We start from the raw sequence: 18750 nt of genomic DNA, 5'->3' as shown, positions 1-18750 counted from the left end.
CTGAACTTGGCTACACTTAAATGCGTCTTGGTAGACGACGAACCGCACGCACGAGGTCTACTACGAAACTTATTGAATCAGTCTTCCTGGAAGATTGACATCGCCGGTGAAGCGGCTGACGTGGATACGGCTATGGAGCTCGTGGCACTCGAAAAACCCGATGTGGTATTTCTAGACATCCGCATCAATGAGCGCTTGGGCTTCGAGGTGCTGGACAAATTCACCAACCGTGGGTTTAAGGTAGTATTTACCACAGCTTACGACCACTATGCGGTAGACGCCTTTAAATATGGCGCAGTACACTACCTGCTCAAGCCTTACGACCTACCAGCCGTGGAAGAAGCATTGGCTAGATGCATGGCTGAAGCAACCAATGGAACGAATAACGAAGAGGCGAATCAAACCATCGTTTCCATTCAGAGCAGATCGGAAACCTTGAGAATAAAAGGTAGCGATATACTATACCTCACAGGTTCGGGATCTTACACCGAGTTTTATCTTAAAGGGGGTAAAACCGTGTTGGCTTCAAAGGCACTCGGCCATTTTGAAAAATCACTTCCCGAGAGTGAGTTCATCCGAATTCACAAAAAACACATGGTGAACATCCGCCAAATACTATCCTATGAACGCGGCGCAAAGTCGAGCGTAGAGATGGCGAACAGTGTGAAGCTGGAGGTTGGTCGCACCTACAAACCAAAGCTCAGTTCTATACTTTCTTCTTGACGAGTTGCAGTTCCTGAACTGAAATGTGCAGTTTGTTAAATTCTGCTTTCGGGAGTTCCCGGCTTAACGCATATTCGTACCAGCGATAACACGAAAGCCGCACGTTCTTCAACTTCAGTTCTACTCTTCATCTCTCATCACACTTGAGCGAAGTTGTTGAACATTGCGCGAAAGATAACTCTCTCTCAGTTCTCCGTGGTGCTACTCACAACGGGTTAACCCAAAGAAATAGGTGGCTTTGGGTTTTTCATACGGTTATCGCAACAAAAAAAGCCGTCACGCTCTCGGGACGGCTTTTTCTATTTATATACTTCTGATGCTTAGTGCTCGAAGTGCTTTCCGATGGCATTGTCGTACTTGTCTTTCCATGTATCAACCGTACCCCAGTCTTCATCGTCAATTCTGATGCTTCCTTTGGTAACGTGACCTAGCAAGTCGAACTCAACACCGTTCAACATCATCAAGTCGATGAACTCATCTTCATGATCGCTATCCACTGAAACTACCACTCGGCTCTGGCTTTCACCAAATAGCCAAGCATCTTTTCTGATAGCCGCGTCGGTTGTTACGTCGAAACCTAGCCCGGAAGACATCGCCTTCTCCATAAGGGTCACAAACAAACCACCTTCGCTTACATCGTGTGCAGAACGCAGCACGCCTTTGCGAATAAGCATCTTGATTTGCTCCTGGTTCGCGTATTCTTCCTCTAGACTGAAGTATGGAACAGGAGACTTTTCAATCTTGTGGTAGCGAACCAAATACTCCGATTGAGAAATATCGTTGCGATTCTCACCAATCAAGTAGATCAAGTGACCTTTTTCCTTGTATGGAACGGTCGTGATGTGCTTCTTGTCATTCACCAATCCAATCATACCAATCGTTGGAGTTGGGAAAACAGGCTCGGTTCCGCTCTTCAATACCGTTTGGTTGTAGAAGCTCACGTTACCTCCTGTTACCGGAGTGGCAAATTTCTCGCAAGCTGCAGACATCCCCTTGATGGCCCCAACAAACTGCCAGTACACTTCTGGGTTGTACGGGTTACCAAAGTTCAAGCAGTTTGTAATTGCAGAAGGAACACCACCTGAAACAACGATGTTTCTAGCAGCTTCTGAAACGGCAATCATTGTACCTACTTTCGGGTCGGCATTCACATAACGGCTATTGCAATCTACCGTCATTGCAATACCTCGGTTGGTATCCTTGATGTTTACAATGGCGGCGTCAGTTGGACCGTTCGTGCTCATATTCACAGTGCCCACCATGCTGTCGTACTGCTCGTAAACGAACTTCTTCGAAGCGATGTTTGGTGATTCAATCACTGTTTCTGCAGCCTTCTTCAAGTCGCTTGGCATAGCGACATCGTTGATGTCGAACTGCTTGAATTCATTGTAGTAAGCCGGTTCGCGAGTCTCGCGATAGTACACAGGAGCTCCTCCACCAAGTACGAGTGGATCGGCTGGTGTTTGTGCAATTAGCTCTTCACCCCAGTAATACTCAAGGATGTCACCTTCTACAACTTCACCAATCTGCTCACAGTGGATATCCCACTTCTCGAAAATCTTCTCAACATCGGCCTCGCGACCTTTGTCAACCACAACGAGCATGCGCTCTTGAGATTCAGAAAGAAGGATTTCCCATGGCTCCATACCGTCTTGACGAGTAGGAACTTTATCGAGCTGGATGCGCATACCAACGCCACCTCCAGCACTCATTTCACTCGTAGAACAAGTGATACCGGCTGCGCCCATATCCTGCATACCTACAACAGCACCGCTCTTGGCGAGCTCCATAGTAGCTTCGAGAAGCAACTTCTCTTGGAAAGGATCACCTACCTGTACACTTGGAATGTCATTCGCAGAATCTTCGCTCAAATCTTTTGATGCGAAGGCTGCACCGTGAATACCGTCACGGCCAGTTGCAGAACCAACGATGTAAACCGGGTTACCTGGACCCGCACTCTTCGCACTGATTTGTCCACCAACCTCAACGATTCCAGCTGAGAAGGCATTCACCAATGGGTTCTGATTGTAGCTCTTGTCAAAGTAAACCTCACCACCTACGGTTGGGATACCGAAAGAGTTTCCATAGTCGCCAATACCTTTTACTACTCCTTTCAACAACCACTGTGTGCGTGGATTTTCAAGTTCACCGAAGCGAAGTGAGTTGAGCTGAGCAATGGGACGTGCTCCCATTGTAAAGATATCGCGGTTAATACCTCCAACACCTGTAGCGGCACCTTGATAAGGCTCAATAGCCGAAGGGTGGTTGTGCGATTCAATCTTGAAGGCGCAAGCCAATCCATCTCCTATATCTACCAATCCTGCATTCTCTTCACCCGCTTTAACGAGCATGTGCGGACCATCCTTTGGAAGAGTCTTTAACCACACGATAGAGTTCTTGTAACTGCAGTGCTCACTCCACATTACAGAGTATATGCTGAGCTCTGTATAGTTTGGAGTACGTCCGAGAATCTCACAAATCTTGTCAAATTCCTCAGGGAGCAAGCCTAGTTCAACGGCGGTGTCTACGGTTGTTTCTACGGTACTTACCGACATGTGCAATGTGCTTTACGAATAGACTGCAAAAGTAGGCATATTGCCGCGATGTTCCACACGTTTCCACCTATCGGTTTATCCACATCCGAATCTGAGTCACAATATTCTATATCTTCCCAGAATGAAAAGTCTTTCAAGCCCACTGTTTATAGCCTTTCTTGCTGGTCTAACCGTCCAATTCTCAAGCTGCAGCTCACCAGAGAAAACCCAGGTAGATCAACTTTTCACCCACGCCGTTTTGGTAACCCCAGATAGCACTGTAACCAATTACACGGTTGCCGTTACAGATGGACGAATTGTGGGGATGTCGCGCCAAGAGCAAACCCCATGGCACAGCGATGACACACTCAACCTGAACGGTGCCTTCCTCTATGCCGGATTCATTGACGCACATGCGCACTTCGTCGGCTATGCCAAGGGACTTCAGAGTGTAGACTTACGTGGAACAAAAAGTTGGGAAGAGGTCGTAGAACGTACTGTGGCGTTTGCAGAAGCTAATCCGCATATTACCTATATCACAGGTAGAGGCTGGGATCAAAATGATTGGTCTATCGACAAACTCATGCCCAAAAACACCAAACTGAATGTTGCTTTTCCAAACACTCCTGTAGTGCTCACGAGAATCGACGGTCACGCCGTAATCGCTAACCAAGCCGCCCTAGATCTAGATAGTATTGGCCCATGGACTACTGTTGAAGGAGGCGAAGTAATTCGAAACTTCGGATACCTCACAGGAGTGTTGATTGACAACGCTACTGAGCTACTCCAAATACCTGAGGCTTCAAATGCACAGCTCGCGGAAGGTCTTCTTATGGCCCAAGAAAATTGCTTCGCTGTGGGGCTGACGACCATCGACGATGCTGGACTGAGCAAACCCATGATTGAGTTCATCGATTCGCTCCAGCGTGCAAACCAACTCAAAATGAGGATTTACGCCATGGTGAGCGACGATCCGAGATGGATGGAGCACTACCTGGAAAACGGCTTTTACCAAACAGATCGTTTGAATGTGCGAAGCTTCAAGTTTTACGGAGATGGCGCTTTGGGTTCACGAGGAGCGTGCTTGAGGGAACCGTATCACGACGAGCCCGGATATTTCGGTCTAATGCTGAGTTCAGAAGACCACTTTCGCGAATCCGCTCAAAAATTGGCAGAAGCCGGTTTTCAAATGAACACGCATGCGATTGGCGATAGTGCAAATCACCTTTTACTCGAGATTTATTGGGACACTTTCAATGCCTACAACGAAGGCAGAGAAACTAAAAAAAGTGACTTCCGTTGGAGAATCGAGCATGCACAAGTCGTTTCTGAAAATGACTTCGAAAAATTCGACCAACCGTACATCATACCAAGCATTCAACCTACACACGCCACTAGCGATATGTATTGGGCTGAAAGGAGACTCGGACCTGAACGCGTTAAAAACGCCTATGCGTATCGCGAACTACTAAATCCTGCAGGATGGGTGGCCCTTGGAACCGATTTTCCGGTTGAAGAAATTGATCCGCTAAACACATTCTATGCTGCCGTTGTTAGAAAGGACCATGCTGGCTTCCCCGAAGGTGGATTTCAGATGGAAAACGCACTTTCTCGCGAGGACGCACTTCGAGGGATGACAATCTGGGCTGCCATATCTAACTTCGAAGAGGAGGATAAAGGCTCGATTGAGTTAGGCAAATGGGCAGACTTTACTATTTTAGATACCGACCTATTGAGTTGCCCTGAAGATGATATACTCCGTGCACGTGTTTTATACACCGTTGTGAACGGAGAAGTAGTTTATAAAAACGATTAAAACAACCATCATGAATAAACCGGAACGTTTATTTGATGTCCCTCATTACCAGCTAGCTACCAAGCCTCTTGAGGACGCTATTGCCACCAAAGTGAACGGCAACTGGATTAAGATTAGCACCCAAGAATACGTAGATAAAGCCACCAATATCTCGTCGGCACTTATTGAAAAAGGCATTCAGCCAAAAGACAAAGTTGCCCTCATCAGTGCAAACAACAGGTTCGAATGGAACATTATGGATATCGGTATCCTTCAGGCTGGCGCCATCGATGTACCGATGTATCCAACGGCATCTGAGGAAGACTACACCTATATCTTCAACGATTCCGAAGCAAAGATGTGCTTCGTTTCAAATAAAGAACTCTACGAAAAGGTGAAGCGCGTTCAGCCGAGCTGCCCACACCTGAAAGAAATTTACATCTTCGACGAGGAAGAGGGAATTCCAAACTGGAGTGAAGTCCTCGAGCTCGGTGCATCAAACCCGCACATCGAGGAAATCGAAACTCGCAAGGCCAATGTGAAGAAGGAAGACCTTGCTACGCTCATCTACACCTCTGGCACAACGGGTAAGCCCAAAGGAGTGATGTTGAGCCACTGGAACATATGTAGCAACTTCCTCGACAGTGAAGACAGACTTCCCGTTGGCATCGAGGGAAGAGCCATCAGCTTCCTCCCACTCTGTCACATTTTTGAGCGCATGTTGATCTATTTGTACGCCTACAAGAGTGTACCTATCTACTATGCCGAATCTCTCGAAACCATCGGAGATAACATCAGAGAGGTTAAGCCTATCATTTTCACCGCCGTTCCACGTCTACTCGAAAAGGTTTACGACCGAATCATGGGTAAAGGCGCTGAGCTAACCGGTGTTAAAAAGGCTCTCTTCTTCTGGGCGGTTTCTGTTGGTGAGAAGTACACCATCAATGGCCGTAGCGGATTCTACAATTTCAAATTGAAGATTGCCCGAAAGCTCATCTTTAGCAAGTGGCAAGAAGCCCTCGGCGGAAACGTGAAAGCCATTGCTTCAGGCTCTGCAGCCCTAAACCCAAAGCTGGCCAGAATTTTCCTCGCAGCCGACATCAATATTCAAGAAGGATACGGTCTAACAGAAACTTCACCAGTTATCAGCGTAAACTGTCCACTGAATGACGGAACTCGCATTGGAACTGTAGGTCGACCTATCAACAACGTTCAGGTTAAAATCGCCGACGATGGCGAAATCCTTTGCAAAGGTCCAAACGTCATGATGGGCTACTACAATCAGCCTGAAAAGACCGCCGAAGTAATTGATAAGGATGGATGGTTCCACACCGGAGATATCGGAGAGATGGTCGAAGGCCAGTATCTCAAAATCACCGACCGCAAGAAGGAAATGTTTAAGACCAGCGGCGGAAAATACGTCGCTCCACAAATCATGGAAAACTCCTTCAAGGAATCGCGTTTCATCGAACAAATCATCGTTATTGGTGATGGAGAGAAGCACCCAGCGGCGTTCGTGCAACCAGACTTCGCATTCTTGGAAGATTGGTGTAAGCGAAAGGACGTTGCGTTTACGAGTCCGGCCGAAATCATTAAGAACGATCGCGTTATTGAGCGAATCGGCAGAGATATAGATGAAATCAACAGCCGTTATGGCAAGTGGGAACAAGTGAAGAAGTTTGAACTCACGCCAGAGCCATGGAGCGTAGAAGGCGGTGAACTCACTCCGAAGTTGAGTCTCCGTAGAAAGCCAATTGTACGCAAGTACGCGAAGCTTTATGAGAACATATACGGTCACGAACCGAACGCCTAATTCTGTGTATGAACAGTAGAATTAAATCCCCCTTGAGAGTGCTCGCTACGGCGGGCATTCTTGTTTCTTGTCAGGGTAGTTCCGAAAACAGCGATTCCCCAGCGCCCTACTCCCTCGGTTTGTCACACGAGTATGTGACCACCGAAATATGCGCGCATTGTGAGAGCATAGAACGACGTTTCCTATTCAATCTCGACACAACGGGAGAGGCATTTTTGATGTATCGACATACCATTGAATACGGCACCCCTAACGGAGATGAAATTCACATTGAAGAGTTCGCTGGAAGAGCTTCCAGACTACAAGAGATGGAGATGTACTACCAAGGCGAGTCTCGCGGAGTGCTAACGCCCCTGATTATCGAAGCCTTCTCTTACGATTCGAGCTTGAGGTATTTGTTTTGGATAGAATCGGACAACTTCTGGTCGATATCCTCCGAACCAGATAGCACGGTTATACTTGAGAAGAAATGGTACGAAATGTAATCTAGAAGGGATCTGAGAAGGCTGTATCCGTCACAAAATCTGGATCAGACAACGTTCTCAAGAATGCCAAGAGTTGATCTTTCTGCGTTTGCGACCAGTTCTGACCTTCTCCTGCGGCTTTCATGTTCGGGTCGATTGTATAGGTCACATGACCACCCATGTTGTAGAACTCAATCACTTCGAACAAATTCTGGAACCTACCATCGTGCATGTACGGGAAGGTATACTCCACGTTTCTAAGCGATGGGATTTTAAATTTTGCTCTATCAAGTGAATCTCCCGTAACGGCTTCCCTACCAGAACCTGGTTCGAGAACAGAGTCCAAACCGTTATTCGAGAATTGAAGTGCCCCAAATGCTCCAAACTGATTGCCAGTGTTCAAATCGCCGTGACAATGGAAGCAGTCGCCAATTTCTGAGTTGAAGATGTTGTACCCTTCCGCTTCATCGGGAGTGAATTGATACTCTCCTCTCTGCCATTGATCGAACTTGCTATTCGCACTAATCATGGTTCGCTCAAACTGAGCAATAGCCTTAGTGGCATTGTCTTGCGTTATGCTGTTGGCTCCGAAAGCCTCTTCAAAGAGTTTCTGATACAATGAATCCCCTCTCAATTTATCGAGAGCCTCTGGCCATGTAGAGTGCATTTCAATTGGATCTACAACGGGATCGAAAGCCTGGGCCTCCAAGCTCTGACGTCGTCCGTCCCAAAAGAAATTATCTTGCCATGCAAGATTAAAAATGGCCATAGAGTTCTTGGTACCACTAATGCCGTCAATACCCTCACTTGTGGGCGTGAAATCTGCAAAACCTTGGTCTTGGATATGACATCCCGCACAAGCTAAAGAGTTGTCTCCTGAAAGGCGAGGTTCATAAAAAAGGTGACGTCCCAACTTTACCCCCTCTTCGGTTAGCGGGTTATCCGCAGGTAGAATTGGTTCTGGGAAGTTATCGGGAGTTGGAAAAGTGATATAGGTAACATCCGGACCAACGGGTTGCTCCTCGAAGCGATCAGGCTGGCAAGCCCAAAGCCCTGTTCCTAAGATTCCGATTATGATTACAGACTTTTTCACCATACTAAAATACACAACGCATCACGGAGTATTGTAGTTCAAATCACAGAATGATTCTACTCCGGGCGTGACTGCGTGTACACGCGGAATTTCTCAATTACCGTCTGCATATCTTCCGGTATCTCACTGTTGAACTCGAGTCTTTCACCAGAAGTAGGATGATCAAATGCCAACCGCTTGGCGTGTAGTGCGTGACGAGGACATGCGTCGAAACAGTTCTGAACAAACTGCTTGTACTTGGTAAAGAGTGTTCCCTTCAAGATTTTATCGCCGCCGTACTCCGGATCGTTGAAAAGTGGGTGTCCAATGTACTGGAAGTGGGCGCGAATTTGGTGCGTCCGACCAGTCTCAAGCTTACAGCTTACAACAGTCACGTAGCCCAACCTTTCGATCACTTTATAATGCGTCACCGCGTGCTTCCCATATTCTCCTTCTGGGAATACCGTCATTACCTTGCGGTTCTTCAGACTTCTTCCAATATGGCCAGTTATTGTGCCTTCGTCATCGGCAATTTCGCCCCAAACAATGGCTACATACTCGCGGTCCGTCGTTCTATCGAAGAATTGCTTGGCCAGATGATTCAGTGCAAACTCCGTAATGGCTACAACCATAATTCCGGAGGTATTCTTATCCAAACGATGCACCAACCCTGGGCGTCGTTCGCCATTGGCCGTAGGCAGATTTTCGAAGAGGTGCAGCAGGGCATTGACAAGCGTTCCGGTATAGTTTGCGTATCCAGGGTGCACAACCATTCCGGCCTCTTTGTGAATCACCAGCACATCGTCGTCTTGATGTACCACGTTGAGCGGTATATCCTCGGCAACGAGTTCGATTTGAGTAGGTGGAAAGGACAGTACGATAGTGACGATGTCACCCGCCTTTACCTTGTAATTGCTCTTAACAGGGGTTCCATTCACGTGAACAGCACCTTCGTCGGCCGCATTCTGTATGCGGTTCCGTGAGGTGTTTTCCATGAAATTATGCAGGAACTTATCCACCCGAAGTGCCTTCTGACCTTTGTCAGCTTCAAATCGATAATGCTCGTATAAATCGTCGTTCTCGCCTTCCGAAGGATCGGTGATTTCTTCTTCTACCATCAGTGCAAAAGTAGCTTTTCAACCTCAATGTATTGGCCATTATTCCATCGAACGAAATAAATGCCTGCCGGCAGGGCCGAAACGTCAATAGGTTGCCTTGCCTGAACACGGGTTGAAAGAACTGCACGACCGTTCAGATCCACTATCTGAATCTCCGCGGAGTTTCCTCCATCAAAGTCGAGCTGAATGTAATCCTCCGCAGGGTTGGGATACAACTTGAAATGATTCTGAGGCTCAGGTTCAATAACAGAAATATCATTTGGATGATACCTGAAGTACGGTCGAATCATCAAAGCCCCTTGTTGATTGGAAGGATACCAAATGTTTCCATCGCCATAGATGACAGTTGTATCGCCATCTGTGTTCCGATCAAATCCAACTGTAAGAGGTGTACTGCTCAATTGTTTCAACCCGATGTAAACCGTTCCATTGATGTAAATGCCGGGTGTATCGAGTTCGTAGGCAACAAACTGATTATTTCTTCCGGCGTATTGCGGGAGATACAGACTATCGCTTTCGTAGATGATATTGTCGGGCGCATTGTTATCGAAAGAGTAAACAACTAGCTTAAAGGGTTCATTGGTGATGTCGTCCTTAGCTTGACCAAAGTAGATTTGGAATCCTTTTAGCGTATCCGAAAGAAGCGGCTGAAACTGTGTGAGCATGTAACTATCGCCTTGGGTCAGACCATATACACGCTCGGCACTACCGTCGTCGAAGGCATAGGCATTGTCGAAATGCTGAACCAAGGAAATAGAATCGTTTTTTCGAACACCCACTGCGACCCCATCGTACCACGCTTGAATTCTGAGCTCCATCGGTGCGGTAGGAATAACGATGTTCGTGGGATCGAATGGAACGATGTACTCGAGTTCGACGTTGTGGTTCAGGTTAGTAATAACCGGAACACTTGTTCTGCTTGCGATCTCGGCCCCGTCCTGAAACACCCTGTACTTCCCTAGGTTCAACGGCCATCCGCCTGGAGGTGGTGGACCATTTCTGCGGTACTTCATCGTCCAACCAAGTCTGAACGAACCTGTACTCAAGTGGAACCAAGGAATCAATTTGAAGTTTCGCGATAGTACGGGGTGTGGCTGGGTGATAGCTGGATCTTCGACTACGGTATCGGCCGGAGTTCTGTTCTCTTCGAGGGATAGATAATCGACGTTCCAGATATCAAATGCACCGTTTCGTGCACCGTAGTTTCCAATTCTAAAACGAAAACCGTTTTTCAACCATTTGGGATCGTCGGCAGAAATGGACGCCCACGTCCATCCACTCTCTTTCATTTCACCTTCAACACTCCAAACGCGTTCCCAACGGGCCGAATCGACATTCCAGAAATCAACCACTAGGCTGTCATTGTCTTCTGGAAGCTCTCCCCATCCTCCTTCTTGATACAGAAAAGCCAGATACGGTGATGTTGTACCCGACAAATCCAAATATTGAGAAGTGAGCACATCACAAAGGGTATCGGAATTCTCTTTTGTGATATCGTAAGCCTTTCCACCTTCATCCAGACCGTCGAATGTCGCCACGCCTCTACTCCGCTGGTCTACCGGAAAAGTATTGTTGACGTATACCTTGAAATCCGTCCAACGTGTAGGATTTGGAATCTGCATTTCATCGCTGAAGTCGTCGCGAAATGGCAAGTCTAATGTATCGCCTGTTTTAAAGGCTTGAATGGATGGTTCTTGAATTCGAGAGATAGGCGTACCGATTACTTCTTGCTGAGCAATAGCCCAAAAAGAAGAGAGGATAGCGCTAAAAAGTAAAGCTAGACGCATTCTTAGTTCACTGTTGTGTCAGGTTGGAACGTCATTTTCGGGATTTTGGTACTGTCGTTCGTCAACCAAAGGTCAACCCCATCTCCCATGCGAATTACGAATTCTGGGTTTGGACCGGGAACCTGCTTATAAATACGGGCAGACGCTGTATCGGTCAAGTCCTCATCGTATAGGACGGAACCAATATTCAACATCACGCCATTGAGTTTTCTTTCCGCTGAATCGAGCGACATGTTGTACAAACGTGGTACGAAGGTTCGCTCGTTGCTAAGGCCAGCCCCGCAAACTAAATCGAAAGCGGTACCCTTTGAATAAACAGCCTCTTCGTCATTGATCTTCATACCGTCCAATTCAACCCACAAAACGTTGTCCTTCGCGATATCTGGAACGTACCTCACTTCTCCCACTGCAAATCCTCTACTTTCAAGTCGGAATTGCGCATCAACTCTCGGGATATCTACAATGGCCGGCAAGGCGAGCTTGCGTTCGTGCATGGGGTTCAACGTGAGTTTGATGGTTCGGTTGCGCTTTACTTCTGCGCCGGCAACCGGATATTGATCAACTACGGAACCTGGCTCGAATCGTCTGGAGAATTCAGAAGAATCCAGTACTTCAAAGGAGAGATTCAGGTCTTCTAAATCTTCCTCAACCATAGAGAGCGTTTTCCCTTGGAGGTCAGGCACAATCACCACTTCTCCATGGTCGGTAATTGAATCCAACCACGAATTCAACACCCAAATGCCCGCAATAGCTACAACGAGCATTACTATCAAATTGAAAAGGAGCGTTCTGCTCTTCAGAAATCGAATCAGTTTCATAAGCGTAGTATCGCCTCAAAGATATACATATAGGATAACGCCGAACAGCGAAATGTAGTCAGATGAGTTGAAGATATTCTAACTGTCGCTACATTCGTATAAATTCTAGACTTCTCCAATGAAAAAGGTTATTGGTGTTTTGATGGGGGGCTACTCTTCAGAGTTCGAAATCTCCATTCTTAGTGGAACCACGGTTTTGAACAATTTAAGCACTGAGGATTTCGACGTTTATGCCGTCCATATCCTGAAGAAGGGATGGTTCGCGGTTGTCGATGAGAATTCGATTCGCATCGATAGAAACACGTTCACATTCGAATTGAATGGGCGTACTATCCAATTCGACGGTCTCTTTAATGCCGTACACGGAACACCTGGCGAAGATGGAAAGCTACAGGGTTACTTGGAGATGATGGGTATCCCGCATACTTCTTGCGATTCGTTTGAAGCTGCCCTAACCTTCAACAAGGGTGAATGCAATCAGGTACTCCGCGATTTTGGAATCCGTTGTGCTCCTTCGGTATACCTCCACCCGGGTCAGAATGCTGATTACGACCTCATCACTCGCAGGCTCAACTTCCCTGTATTTGTGAAACCTTCACGCGCTGGTAGCAGTTTTGGAGTGAGTCGAGTTGAGACTCCAGGAGAACTGGATGCCGCGGTGGAATACGCGCGAAGCGAAGACGATCGTGTGATTGTGGAACAGGGCGTCATTGGAACAGAGGTGGGCTGCGGGGCTTTCATGAAAGACGGTGAAGTAATCATTCTTCCACTCACCGAAATCGTTCCCAAGAATGCATTTTTCGATTATAAGGCGAAATACAATGGAGAGTCGGAAGAAATCACTCCTGCCCGAATATCTGACACCATTGCATCTGAAATCGCGCACACCACGAAGAAGGTATACGAGATGCTACATCTAAAAGGAATAGTACGCGTAGATTATATCATTGAGAAGACCACGGGACTTCCATACCTCATTGAGGTAAATACGGTTCCAGGACTTTCACCGGCGAGCATCGTGCCTCAACAAGTTCGGGAGGCGGGCATGTCCTTAAAAGACTTTTTTACCTTTATCGTTGTCGAATCACTTTCAAAGTCACGCTAACCTCATGGCACGTATTGCACTCTTTCCCGGCTCCTTCGATCCCATTACGCGTGGTCATGAGAACATCATTAGTCGGGCACTACCGCTCTTTGACAAAATCATTGTAGCCGTTGGACAAAATGCCAACAAGAAGTACATGTTTAGCCTCGAAGAACGCATGAAATTCATCGAGGATACCTTTGAAGGTGAATCGAAAATTGAAGTGCAATCATACGACGGCCTGACGGTTAAATTTGCAGAAGATCTCGGCGCCAATTTCTTGCTTCGCGGTTTGCGGAATCCGGCCGATTTCGAATTTGAAAAGGCCATCGCCCAGGCCAATAGAGAAATGAGTCCAGATATGGAAACGGTCTTCCTGCTTACTTCAGCGAGGTATGCCTACATCTCATCCAGCATCGTTCGGGATGTTTACCGAAATGGAGGCGATTACACCCTATTTGTACCTAAAGCGGTACGTTTCAAGTAGCGACTTGATGGATGGATAGGTATTCTTCTCTACCATATTCCAGTCCTTTTCTTTCAACCACACGGTCTTAGTAATATCCTCCTCGGTTTGTGGAGTGAGCTCAGGCTGACCATCAATACGCATCCAATACCAATAGGTGCGTTTTAGCACAGGAACATCTCCAACCTTATATGTATGGTAGGTGTTCGGCAGATCCTCTACAATGGTGTGACCGGTAATGCCACACTCTTCCTCTACTTCTCTCAATGCGCACTCTCGCACATCTTCTCCTTCTTCGAGTTTTCCTTTTGGCAAGTCCCACTTACCTAGTCGTTCAATGAAAAGTATCTCGCCATGGCTGTTCGTAACGAGTCCACCGGCCGCTTCGATCAACTTGTATCGGTTTGAAATGAGGTTCCACAGTTCGTCTGGGTCATCCGTTACGATGTACACCCGATCATTCTTCGCTTTATTTGAAAGCTCTTTCCAATTGGCGTCCAACCAGATACGCTTATCCCCTTCGATGGTCTTTACGGTGCCCACGGCGGGAGCATTCTTCGTGATGTGAAGGGTTAAATCGTTGATGAAAATCGTGTACATTTGCGGCATGGTATTCAATGCTGACACTGCCGAAAAGACGGCAGAATTTCTACTGCAAATTAAGGCAATCAAACTTCAACCTGAGCAACCTTTTACATGGGCTTCAGGGTGGAATTCACCAATTTACTGCGACAACCGTCTAAGTTTGTCCTATCCAGCGATTCGAAATTACATTCGAAGCTCGATGGCAGAGCTCATTGAGGAGCACTACCCTTCAGCTGATGTAATTGCCGGAGTTGCAACTGGAGCGATTGCCGTAGGAGCATTGGTGGCCGAACAATTGGGACTTCCTTTCGTGTATGTTCGAAGCAAGGCGAAGGAGCATGGCCGTCAGAATCTAATTGAAGGTCACCTTCCAGAAGGCGCCAATGTTGTAGTTATTGAAGACCTTGTTTCTACAGGCATGAGCTCACTTCAAGCGGTAGACGCGCTACGCGACGCTGGAGCGAGAGTCCTGGGCATGGGAGCCATTTTCACCTATGGCTTTGATGTGTCTGAAGAAGCATTCGAAAAAGCGAACTGCCAGCTTGTCACTCTTAGCAATTACGACCATCTAATTCTCAAAGCAGTCGAAGGTGGTTATGTAGACAAGTCACAAGAAATGACCTTGAATAAATGGAGGGTAAACCCTTCTGAATGGAATAAATAAGCACAGATGAATACGCAAATTGAAGGAAGAGAAGTTGTTATCAACAAGAAGCAAGAGGACGTATTCAATCACTTGAGTGTGCCTGCAAACTTCAAAGACATTATGCCAGAGGATGTGAAATCATTCGAGGCTGGTGAGGATTGGTTTCTCTTTGAATTGAAAGGTGTTCCAGCCGTAAAAATGAAGGTGGCAGAACTCAACGCACCGAACAGTATTGTTCTGAAATCTGCAAGTGACAAGTTGAGCTTCGAGCTAGTTGGAAACTTGGAAGCCAATGGCGACCAAACCAAAGCGCGCTTGAACTTCCGTGGTGACTTCAACCCGATGTTGAAAATGATGGTGACAAAGCCATTGACCAACTTCTTGGGCAAGTTGAGCGATCAACTCGAAAAGCTCTAAAGCACCAGCTTTACCTCTTTTAAATCAAACACTTTCTTCTCGCCACTTGGCAACAGAAGAACTTGTCTACCTCTTTCATCTACATCGACGAATTTGGCTTCAAACTCGGTTTGATTAGAGGAATACCTTTGCATTGTCTGATATCCCAAGCAGTGTTCGAGGTATTGTTGCTTATCCACTTTTCCTGTGTCAAGCAGCACTTGAATTGATTGGGCTACGTTTTCGGCTATGCGCTTGCGGAGCTCCTCGACTGGTGGCACGTTTGGTTTGTTGAGTGCTATTGACGTTGCGCGCACCCCACTCTCCCATTTCGATTGATGCACGTTGATTCCTATGCCCACAATTACCCTTTGAGCGTATGCACCGCGGAGTGAAGGTTCGATTAAGACCCCTCCGAGCTTCGAGCCATTGAAGTACAAATCGTTGGGCCACTTTAGTTGGATGGGCAGAATAAAATCAAGAGCTCGATGAATACCTAGGCTCACCGCCATGTTTATATCGAACATCCGTTGGGCCGGCCATGAAATGGGAGGTGTTAAAATGGACATGAGCGCATTAGCTCCGGGTTCATCCTGCCATGTTGTCCCCATTTGCCCTCTTCCATTTTGCTGACTGTCAGCCGAAAAGACGGTCCAATTCGACGGTGAAACCTCATCTAAATACTTAGACAACAACGAGTTAGTTGAGTCTACACTGTCGAAATGATGAAAGTGAAACACGGGTTTATGCATGACAGCAAAGATAAATGCATTGCGTGGCACTCTGTTTGCGTAATTGAAATCACTAATTTTGATTGAGAAAAAACACCTGCATGCAAGACCAGCCAACGTTTCCAGCGCTGATCAAAGAAATCCTAGAAGGCATCCAAGACAATAAGGGCAAGGACATTACGATTATGGACTTGACAGAATTGGAGAACTCTGTGTGCGATTACTTTGTTATAACTACCGGAAACTCTACCACCCAAGTAAAATCAATTTCTGAAGCAGTTGAGAAGCGAGTTCGCGAAGAACTTGGTGACAAACCATGGCACGTGGAAGGTGCTGACCGCTCAGAATGGGTGTTGATGGATTATGTGAATGCTGTAGTGCACGTGTTCCAACAAGATTCCAGAGAGTTTTACGATTTAGAAAGTCTATGGGGCGATGCGAAAATTCATCACCTCGAAACTGAATACTAGAATGAGTCAACAAGACGACAAGCGTCAAATGGAAAAGCTCAAGGAGCAGTTTTCCAAGAAAAACGAAAAGGGAGGAAATCGACCTCCAAAAGGCGGAGGAGACCCTCGCCGCAAATTCAATCCTTATTGGCTGTACGCATCAATTTTGCTCGTACTTCTTGTGATCAACTTCATGGGAGGATCCAACGGCCAGGCTTCAAGCATCAACATCACCAAGCTTTTTACTTGGGTTGAAGAAGGGAAGGTAGACCACCTCAAAATCATCAATGAGAATGATATTCAGGTCTACATCACCAAAGAAGCCCTCAACAACGACGAGCAGTTCGAAGACGTGAAGGATCAATCCTTTACTGGAGACCTCAACCCAGGTCCTCATTATTCTTTCGAAATGCCGGCGGAGACCTTTGACAACTACCTCCAGCGTTTTTACGAAGAGAATCCTGATGTAAAGGAGGAATACGGTGTGCTCACCGTTGAATACGAAAGACAAGAAAACCACTGGGGAACCATCTTTACGATCATTCTCCCAGTATTGATCTTTGTTGGAATCTGGCTATTCCTCATGCGCCGAATGGGCGGTGGAGCTGGCGGTCCAGGTTCGCAGATTTTCAACATCGGAAAATCGAAAGCACAGATCTACGACAAGGACACCAAGGTCCGCGTGACATTTGAAAATGTGGCGGGAATGGAAGGTGCTAAAGAAGAAGTTCTCGAGATTGTAGACTTCCTCAAAAACCCTCAGAAATACAGTAACCTCGGCGGTAAAATTCCGAGAGGTGTATTGCTTTCAGGACCTCCGGGAACAGGTAAAACCCTTCTTGCTAAGGCCGTTGCTGGCGAAGCAAAGGTGCCATTCTTCAGCTTGAGCGGTTCTGACTTCGTTGAGATGTTCGTAGGTGTAGGTGCTTCTCGTGTAAGAGACCTCTTCCGCCAAGCCAAAGAAAAATCGCCATGTATCATCTTCATTGATGAGATTGACGCCATCGGTAGAGCGCGTGGAAAATCGAATTTCTCTGGCGGTAACGACGAACGTGAAAATACCCTCAACCAACTCCTCACAGAGATGGATGGGTTCGGTACCAACGAACACGTAATCGTGATGGGTGCCACGAACCGTGCAGATATCCTCGACCGAGCTTTGATGCGTGCAGGTCGATTTGACCGTCTGATTTACGTTGACCTTCCAGAATTGAACGAGCGAAGAGAAATCTTCAAAGTTCACATGAAGGGCCTCAAGGTGTCCAACGATATCGACGTGGATTTGATGGCACGTCAGACGCCAGGTTTCTCTGGTGCCGACATCGCCAATGTTTGTAACGAATCTGCGCTGGTTGCCGCTCGCAAGAACAAGAGCGAAATTGAGAAACAAGACTTCCTAGATGCCATCGACCGTATCGTTGGTGGACTCGAGAAGAAGTCAAAAATCATCACACCAGAGGAAAAAGAAGTAATTGCTTACCACGAGGCTGGACACGCCACTGTAAGCTGGCTACTCGAACACGCCTCCCCTCTCGTGAAGGTAACTATCGTTCCAAGAGGAAGAAGTCTTGGTGCCGCTTGGTACCTGCCTGAAGAGAGACAGATTACAACGGCCGAGCAAATGTTCGACGAGATGGCCGCTGCATTAGGCGGTAGAGCCGCTGAAGAAGTGATTTTCGGGAGAATTAGCACAGGTGCTTTGAGTGACCTCGAAAAGGTGACCAAACAAGCCCGTGCAATGGTTACCGTTTACGGTTTGAATAAGCGTGTAGGTAACGTTACGTACTACGACAGCACTGGTCAGAATGAATTCACCTTCGACAAGCCGTATAGCGAGCAAACTGCCCAGGCGATTGACGAAGAAATCAGAACCATTATTGAAGCGCAGTACGAAAGAGCGGTTCAACTTCTTAGCGAAAACAAGGACAAGCTGACCGAATTGGCAGAAACCTTGCTCGAAAAGGAAGTGATCTTCAAAGAAAATCTAGAAAAGATTTTCGGAAAGCGTCCATGGCTAGATAGAGCTTCTAGAATTGAACAAGCTAAAGTTTCGGCTGAAGAAAAGTCTGACGATCAGAAGAATAGCACCAGCTCTAACGGTACTCCTACCGAAGAAAAGAGTGCGGAGAAGAAGGATGACATGCCAAAATTGACTCGAGATCAGAATTCCTCACAGGGGGATGTTGAAAGTTCGCAATCATAAGCTTTCACAAATTCTGAGTTTTTGGGTACTTTGTGCTACATCTTTGAATTAAGGTAGCACAGAATC

At 46.9% G+C, this 18750-nt stretch carries 17 protein-coding genes; 10 read left to right on the top strand and 7 right to left on the bottom strand.

All coding sequences use genetic code 11. The features are described 5' to 3' along the window. The first annotated feature begins 6 nt into the window (after positions 1-6). Positions 7-723, top strand: coding sequence for a LytR/AlgR family response regulator transcription factor (locus F8C67_RS13220; protein WP_151668336.1), 717 nt, complete (start codon positions 7-9; stop codon positions 721-723). 320 nt (positions 724-1043) lie between these two features. On the opposite strand, the gene purL is transcribed toward F8C67_RS13220, so the two are convergent. Next, positions 1044-3278, bottom strand: a complete 2235-nt coding sequence (gene purL / locus F8C67_RS13215) for a phosphoribosylformylglycinamidine synthase subunit PurL (RefSeq protein WP_151668335.1) — start codon at positions 3276-3278, stop codon at positions 1044-1046. A 121-nt stretch (positions 3279-3399) separates the two neighbouring features. Between purL and F8C67_RS13210 the strand changes: the two genes are divergently transcribed. Genes F8C67_RS13210 through F8C67_RS13200 form a run of 3 tightly spaced genes read left to right on the top strand, consistent with a single transcriptional unit; the run spans position 3400 to position 7350 of the window. Then, entirely contained in the window at positions 3400-5073 is a 1674-nt protein-coding gene (locus F8C67_RS13210) for an amidohydrolase (RefSeq protein ID WP_151668334.1), read from the top strand. Positions 5074-5083: 10 nt separating this feature from the next. Continuing rightward, positions 5084-6865, top strand: coding sequence for an AMP-dependent synthetase/ligase (locus F8C67_RS13205; RefSeq protein WP_151668333.1), 1782 nt, complete (start codon positions 5084-5086; stop codon positions 6863-6865). A gap of 8 nt (positions 6866-6873) precedes the next feature. Next, positions 6874-7350 carry a hypothetical protein gene (locus F8C67_RS13200; RefSeq protein WP_151668332.1) on the top strand — a complete coding sequence of 159 codons (477 nt, stop codon included), beginning with the start codon at positions 6874-6876 and terminating at the stop codon, positions 7348-7350. 1 nt (position 7351) lies between these two features. On the opposite strand, the gene F8C67_RS13195 is transcribed toward F8C67_RS13200, so the two are convergent. From F8C67_RS13195 to F8C67_RS13180, 4 genes are read right to left on the bottom strand one after another with little or no spacing between them, the layout of a single operon-like run. Beyond that, positions 7352-8422 carry a cytochrome-c peroxidase gene (locus F8C67_RS13195; RefSeq protein ID WP_170266467.1) on the bottom strand — a complete coding sequence of 357 codons (1071 nt, stop codon included), beginning with the start codon at positions 8420-8422 and terminating at the stop codon, positions 7352-7354. A 56-nt stretch (positions 8423-8478) separates the two neighbouring features. Beyond that, entirely contained in the window at positions 8479-9519 is a 1041-nt protein-coding gene (locus F8C67_RS13190) for an RluA family pseudouridine synthase (protein WP_151668330.1), read from the bottom strand. Continuing rightward, entirely contained in the window at positions 9519-11306 is a 1788-nt protein-coding gene (locus F8C67_RS13185) for a T9SS type A sorting domain-containing protein (protein ID WP_151668329.1), read from the bottom strand. The genes F8C67_RS13190 and F8C67_RS13185 overlap by 1 nt, the downstream gene beginning before the upstream one ends. A gap of 2 nt (positions 11307-11308) precedes the next feature. Further along, positions 11309-12124, bottom strand: coding sequence for a PASTA domain-containing protein (locus F8C67_RS13180; protein ID WP_151668328.1), 816 nt, complete (start codon positions 12122-12124; stop codon positions 11309-11311). Positions 12125-12242: 118 nt separating this feature from the next. Here F8C67_RS13180 and F8C67_RS13175 point away from each other — a divergent pair, with 118 nt between their 5' ends. Both F8C67_RS13175 and coaD read left to right on the top strand, forming a co-directional pair. After that, entirely contained in the window at positions 12243-13229 is a 987-nt protein-coding gene (locus F8C67_RS13175) for a D-alanine--D-alanine ligase (RefSeq protein WP_151668327.1), read from the top strand. Positions 13230-13233: 4 nt separating this feature from the next. Further along, positions 13234-13695 (top strand): pantetheine-phosphate adenylyltransferase, encoded by a 462-nt coding sequence (gene coaD / locus F8C67_RS13170; RefSeq protein ID WP_151668326.1) that lies wholly within the window; start codon positions 13234-13236, stop codon positions 13693-13695. Here the strand turns inward: coaD and F8C67_RS13165 are convergent. Beyond that, a complete protein-coding gene (locus tag F8C67_RS13165) occupies positions 13663-14274 on the bottom strand; it encodes an NUDIX hydrolase (RefSeq protein ID WP_170266466.1) in 612 nt (203 codons plus the stop codon). The genes coaD and F8C67_RS13165 overlap by 33 nt on opposite strands. A gap of 7 nt (positions 14275-14281) precedes the next feature. On the opposite strand from F8C67_RS13165, the gene pyrE reads away from it, so the two are divergent. Both pyrE and F8C67_RS13155 read left to right on the top strand, forming a co-directional pair. Then, entirely contained in the window at positions 14282-14923 is a 642-nt protein-coding gene (gene pyrE, locus F8C67_RS13160; RefSeq protein WP_151668354.1) for an orotate phosphoribosyltransferase, read from the top strand. A 6-nt stretch (positions 14924-14929) separates the two neighbouring features. Beyond that, positions 14930-15322, top strand: coding sequence for an SRPBCC family protein (locus tag F8C67_RS13155; protein ID WP_151668324.1), 393 nt, complete (start codon positions 14930-14932; stop codon positions 15320-15322). Here F8C67_RS13155 and F8C67_RS13150 read toward each other — a convergent pair. Continuing rightward, positions 15319-16053, bottom strand: a complete 735-nt coding sequence (locus tag F8C67_RS13150; protein WP_151668323.1) for a biotin--[acetyl-CoA-carboxylase] ligase — start codon at positions 16051-16053, stop codon at positions 15319-15321. The two genes, F8C67_RS13155 and F8C67_RS13150, sit on opposite strands and share 4 nt — an antisense overlap. Before the next feature lie 80 nt (positions 16054-16133). Between F8C67_RS13150 and rsfS the strand changes: the two genes are divergently transcribed. Both rsfS and ftsH read left to right on the top strand, forming a co-directional pair. Continuing rightward, positions 16134-16502 carry a ribosome silencing factor gene (gene rsfS / locus F8C67_RS13145; RefSeq protein ID WP_151668322.1) on the top strand — a complete coding sequence of 123 codons (369 nt, stop codon included), beginning with the start codon at positions 16134-16136 and terminating at the stop codon, positions 16500-16502. Between the two features lies 1 nt (position 16503). Continuing rightward, complete coding sequence (gene ftsH, locus F8C67_RS13140) at positions 16504-18684, top strand: ATP-dependent zinc metalloprotease FtsH (RefSeq protein WP_170266465.1); 2181 nt, start codon at positions 16504-16506, stop codon at positions 18682-18684. Positions 18685-18750 lie beyond the last annotated feature (66 nt).

This window comes from Phaeocystidibacter luteus (genome assembly GCF_008933115.1).
In the GTDB taxonomy this organism is placed as follows: domain Bacteria; phylum Bacteroidota; class Bacteroidia; order Flavobacteriales; family Schleiferiaceae; genus Phaeocystidibacter; species Phaeocystidibacter luteus.
The sequence above is the reverse complement of the archived record's forward strand: the minus strand, read 5'-3'. Positions and strand labels throughout refer to the sequence as shown.

Bases quoted from the DNA above. Each gene is read 5' to 3' on its own strand.
- purL (WP_151668335.1), bottom strand. From the start codon at position 3,278: ATGTCGGTAAGTACCGTAGAAACAACCGTAGACACCGCCGTTGAACTA.
- F8C67_RS13210 (WP_151668334.1), top strand. From the start codon at position 3,400: ATGAAAAGTCTTTCAAGCCCACTGTTTATAGCCTTTCTTGCTGGTCTA.
- F8C67_RS13205 (WP_151668333.1), top strand. From the start codon at position 5,084: ATGAATAAACCGGAACGTTTATTTGATGTCCCTCATTACCAGCTAGCT.
- F8C67_RS13200 (WP_151668332.1), top strand. From the start codon at position 6,874: ATGAACAGTAGAATTAAATCCCCCTTGAGAGTGCTCGCTACGGCGGGC.
- F8C67_RS13190 (WP_151668330.1), bottom strand. From the start codon at position 9,519: ATGGTAGAAGAAGAAATCACCGATCCTTCGGAAGGCGAGAACGACGAT.
- F8C67_RS13185 (WP_151668329.1), bottom strand. From the start codon at position 11,306: ATGCGTCTAGCTTTACTTTTTAGCGCTATCCTCTCTTCTTTTTGGGCT.
- F8C67_RS13180 (WP_151668328.1), bottom strand. From the start codon at position 12,124: ATGAAACTGATTCGATTTCTGAAGAGCAGAACGCTCCTTTTCAATTTG.
- F8C67_RS13175 (WP_151668327.1), top strand. From the start codon at position 12,243: ATGAAAAAGGTTATTGGTGTTTTGATGGGGGGCTACTCTTCAGAGTTC.
- coaD (WP_151668326.1), top strand. From the start codon at position 13,234: ATGGCACGTATTGCACTCTTTCCCGGCTCCTTCGATCCCATTACGCGT.
- F8C67_RS13165 (WP_170266466.1), bottom strand. From the start codon at position 14,274: ATGTACACGATTTTCATCAACGATTTAACCCTTCACATCACGAAGAAT.
- pyrE (WP_151668354.1), top strand. From the start codon at position 14,282: ATGGTATTCAATGCTGACACTGCCGAAAAGACGGCAGAATTTCTACTG.
- F8C67_RS13155 (WP_151668324.1), top strand. From the start codon at position 14,930: ATGAATACGCAAATTGAAGGAAGAGAAGTTGTTATCAACAAGAAGCAA.
- F8C67_RS13150 (WP_151668323.1), bottom strand. From the start codon at position 16,053: ATGCATAAACCCGTGTTTCACTTTCATCATTTCGACAGTGTAGACTCA.
- rsfS (WP_151668322.1), top strand. From the start codon at position 16,134: ATGCAAGACCAGCCAACGTTTCCAGCGCTGATCAAAGAAATCCTAGAA.
- ftsH (WP_170266465.1), top strand. From the start codon at position 16,504: ATGAGTCAACAAGACGACAAGCGTCAAATGGAAAAGCTCAAGGAGCAG.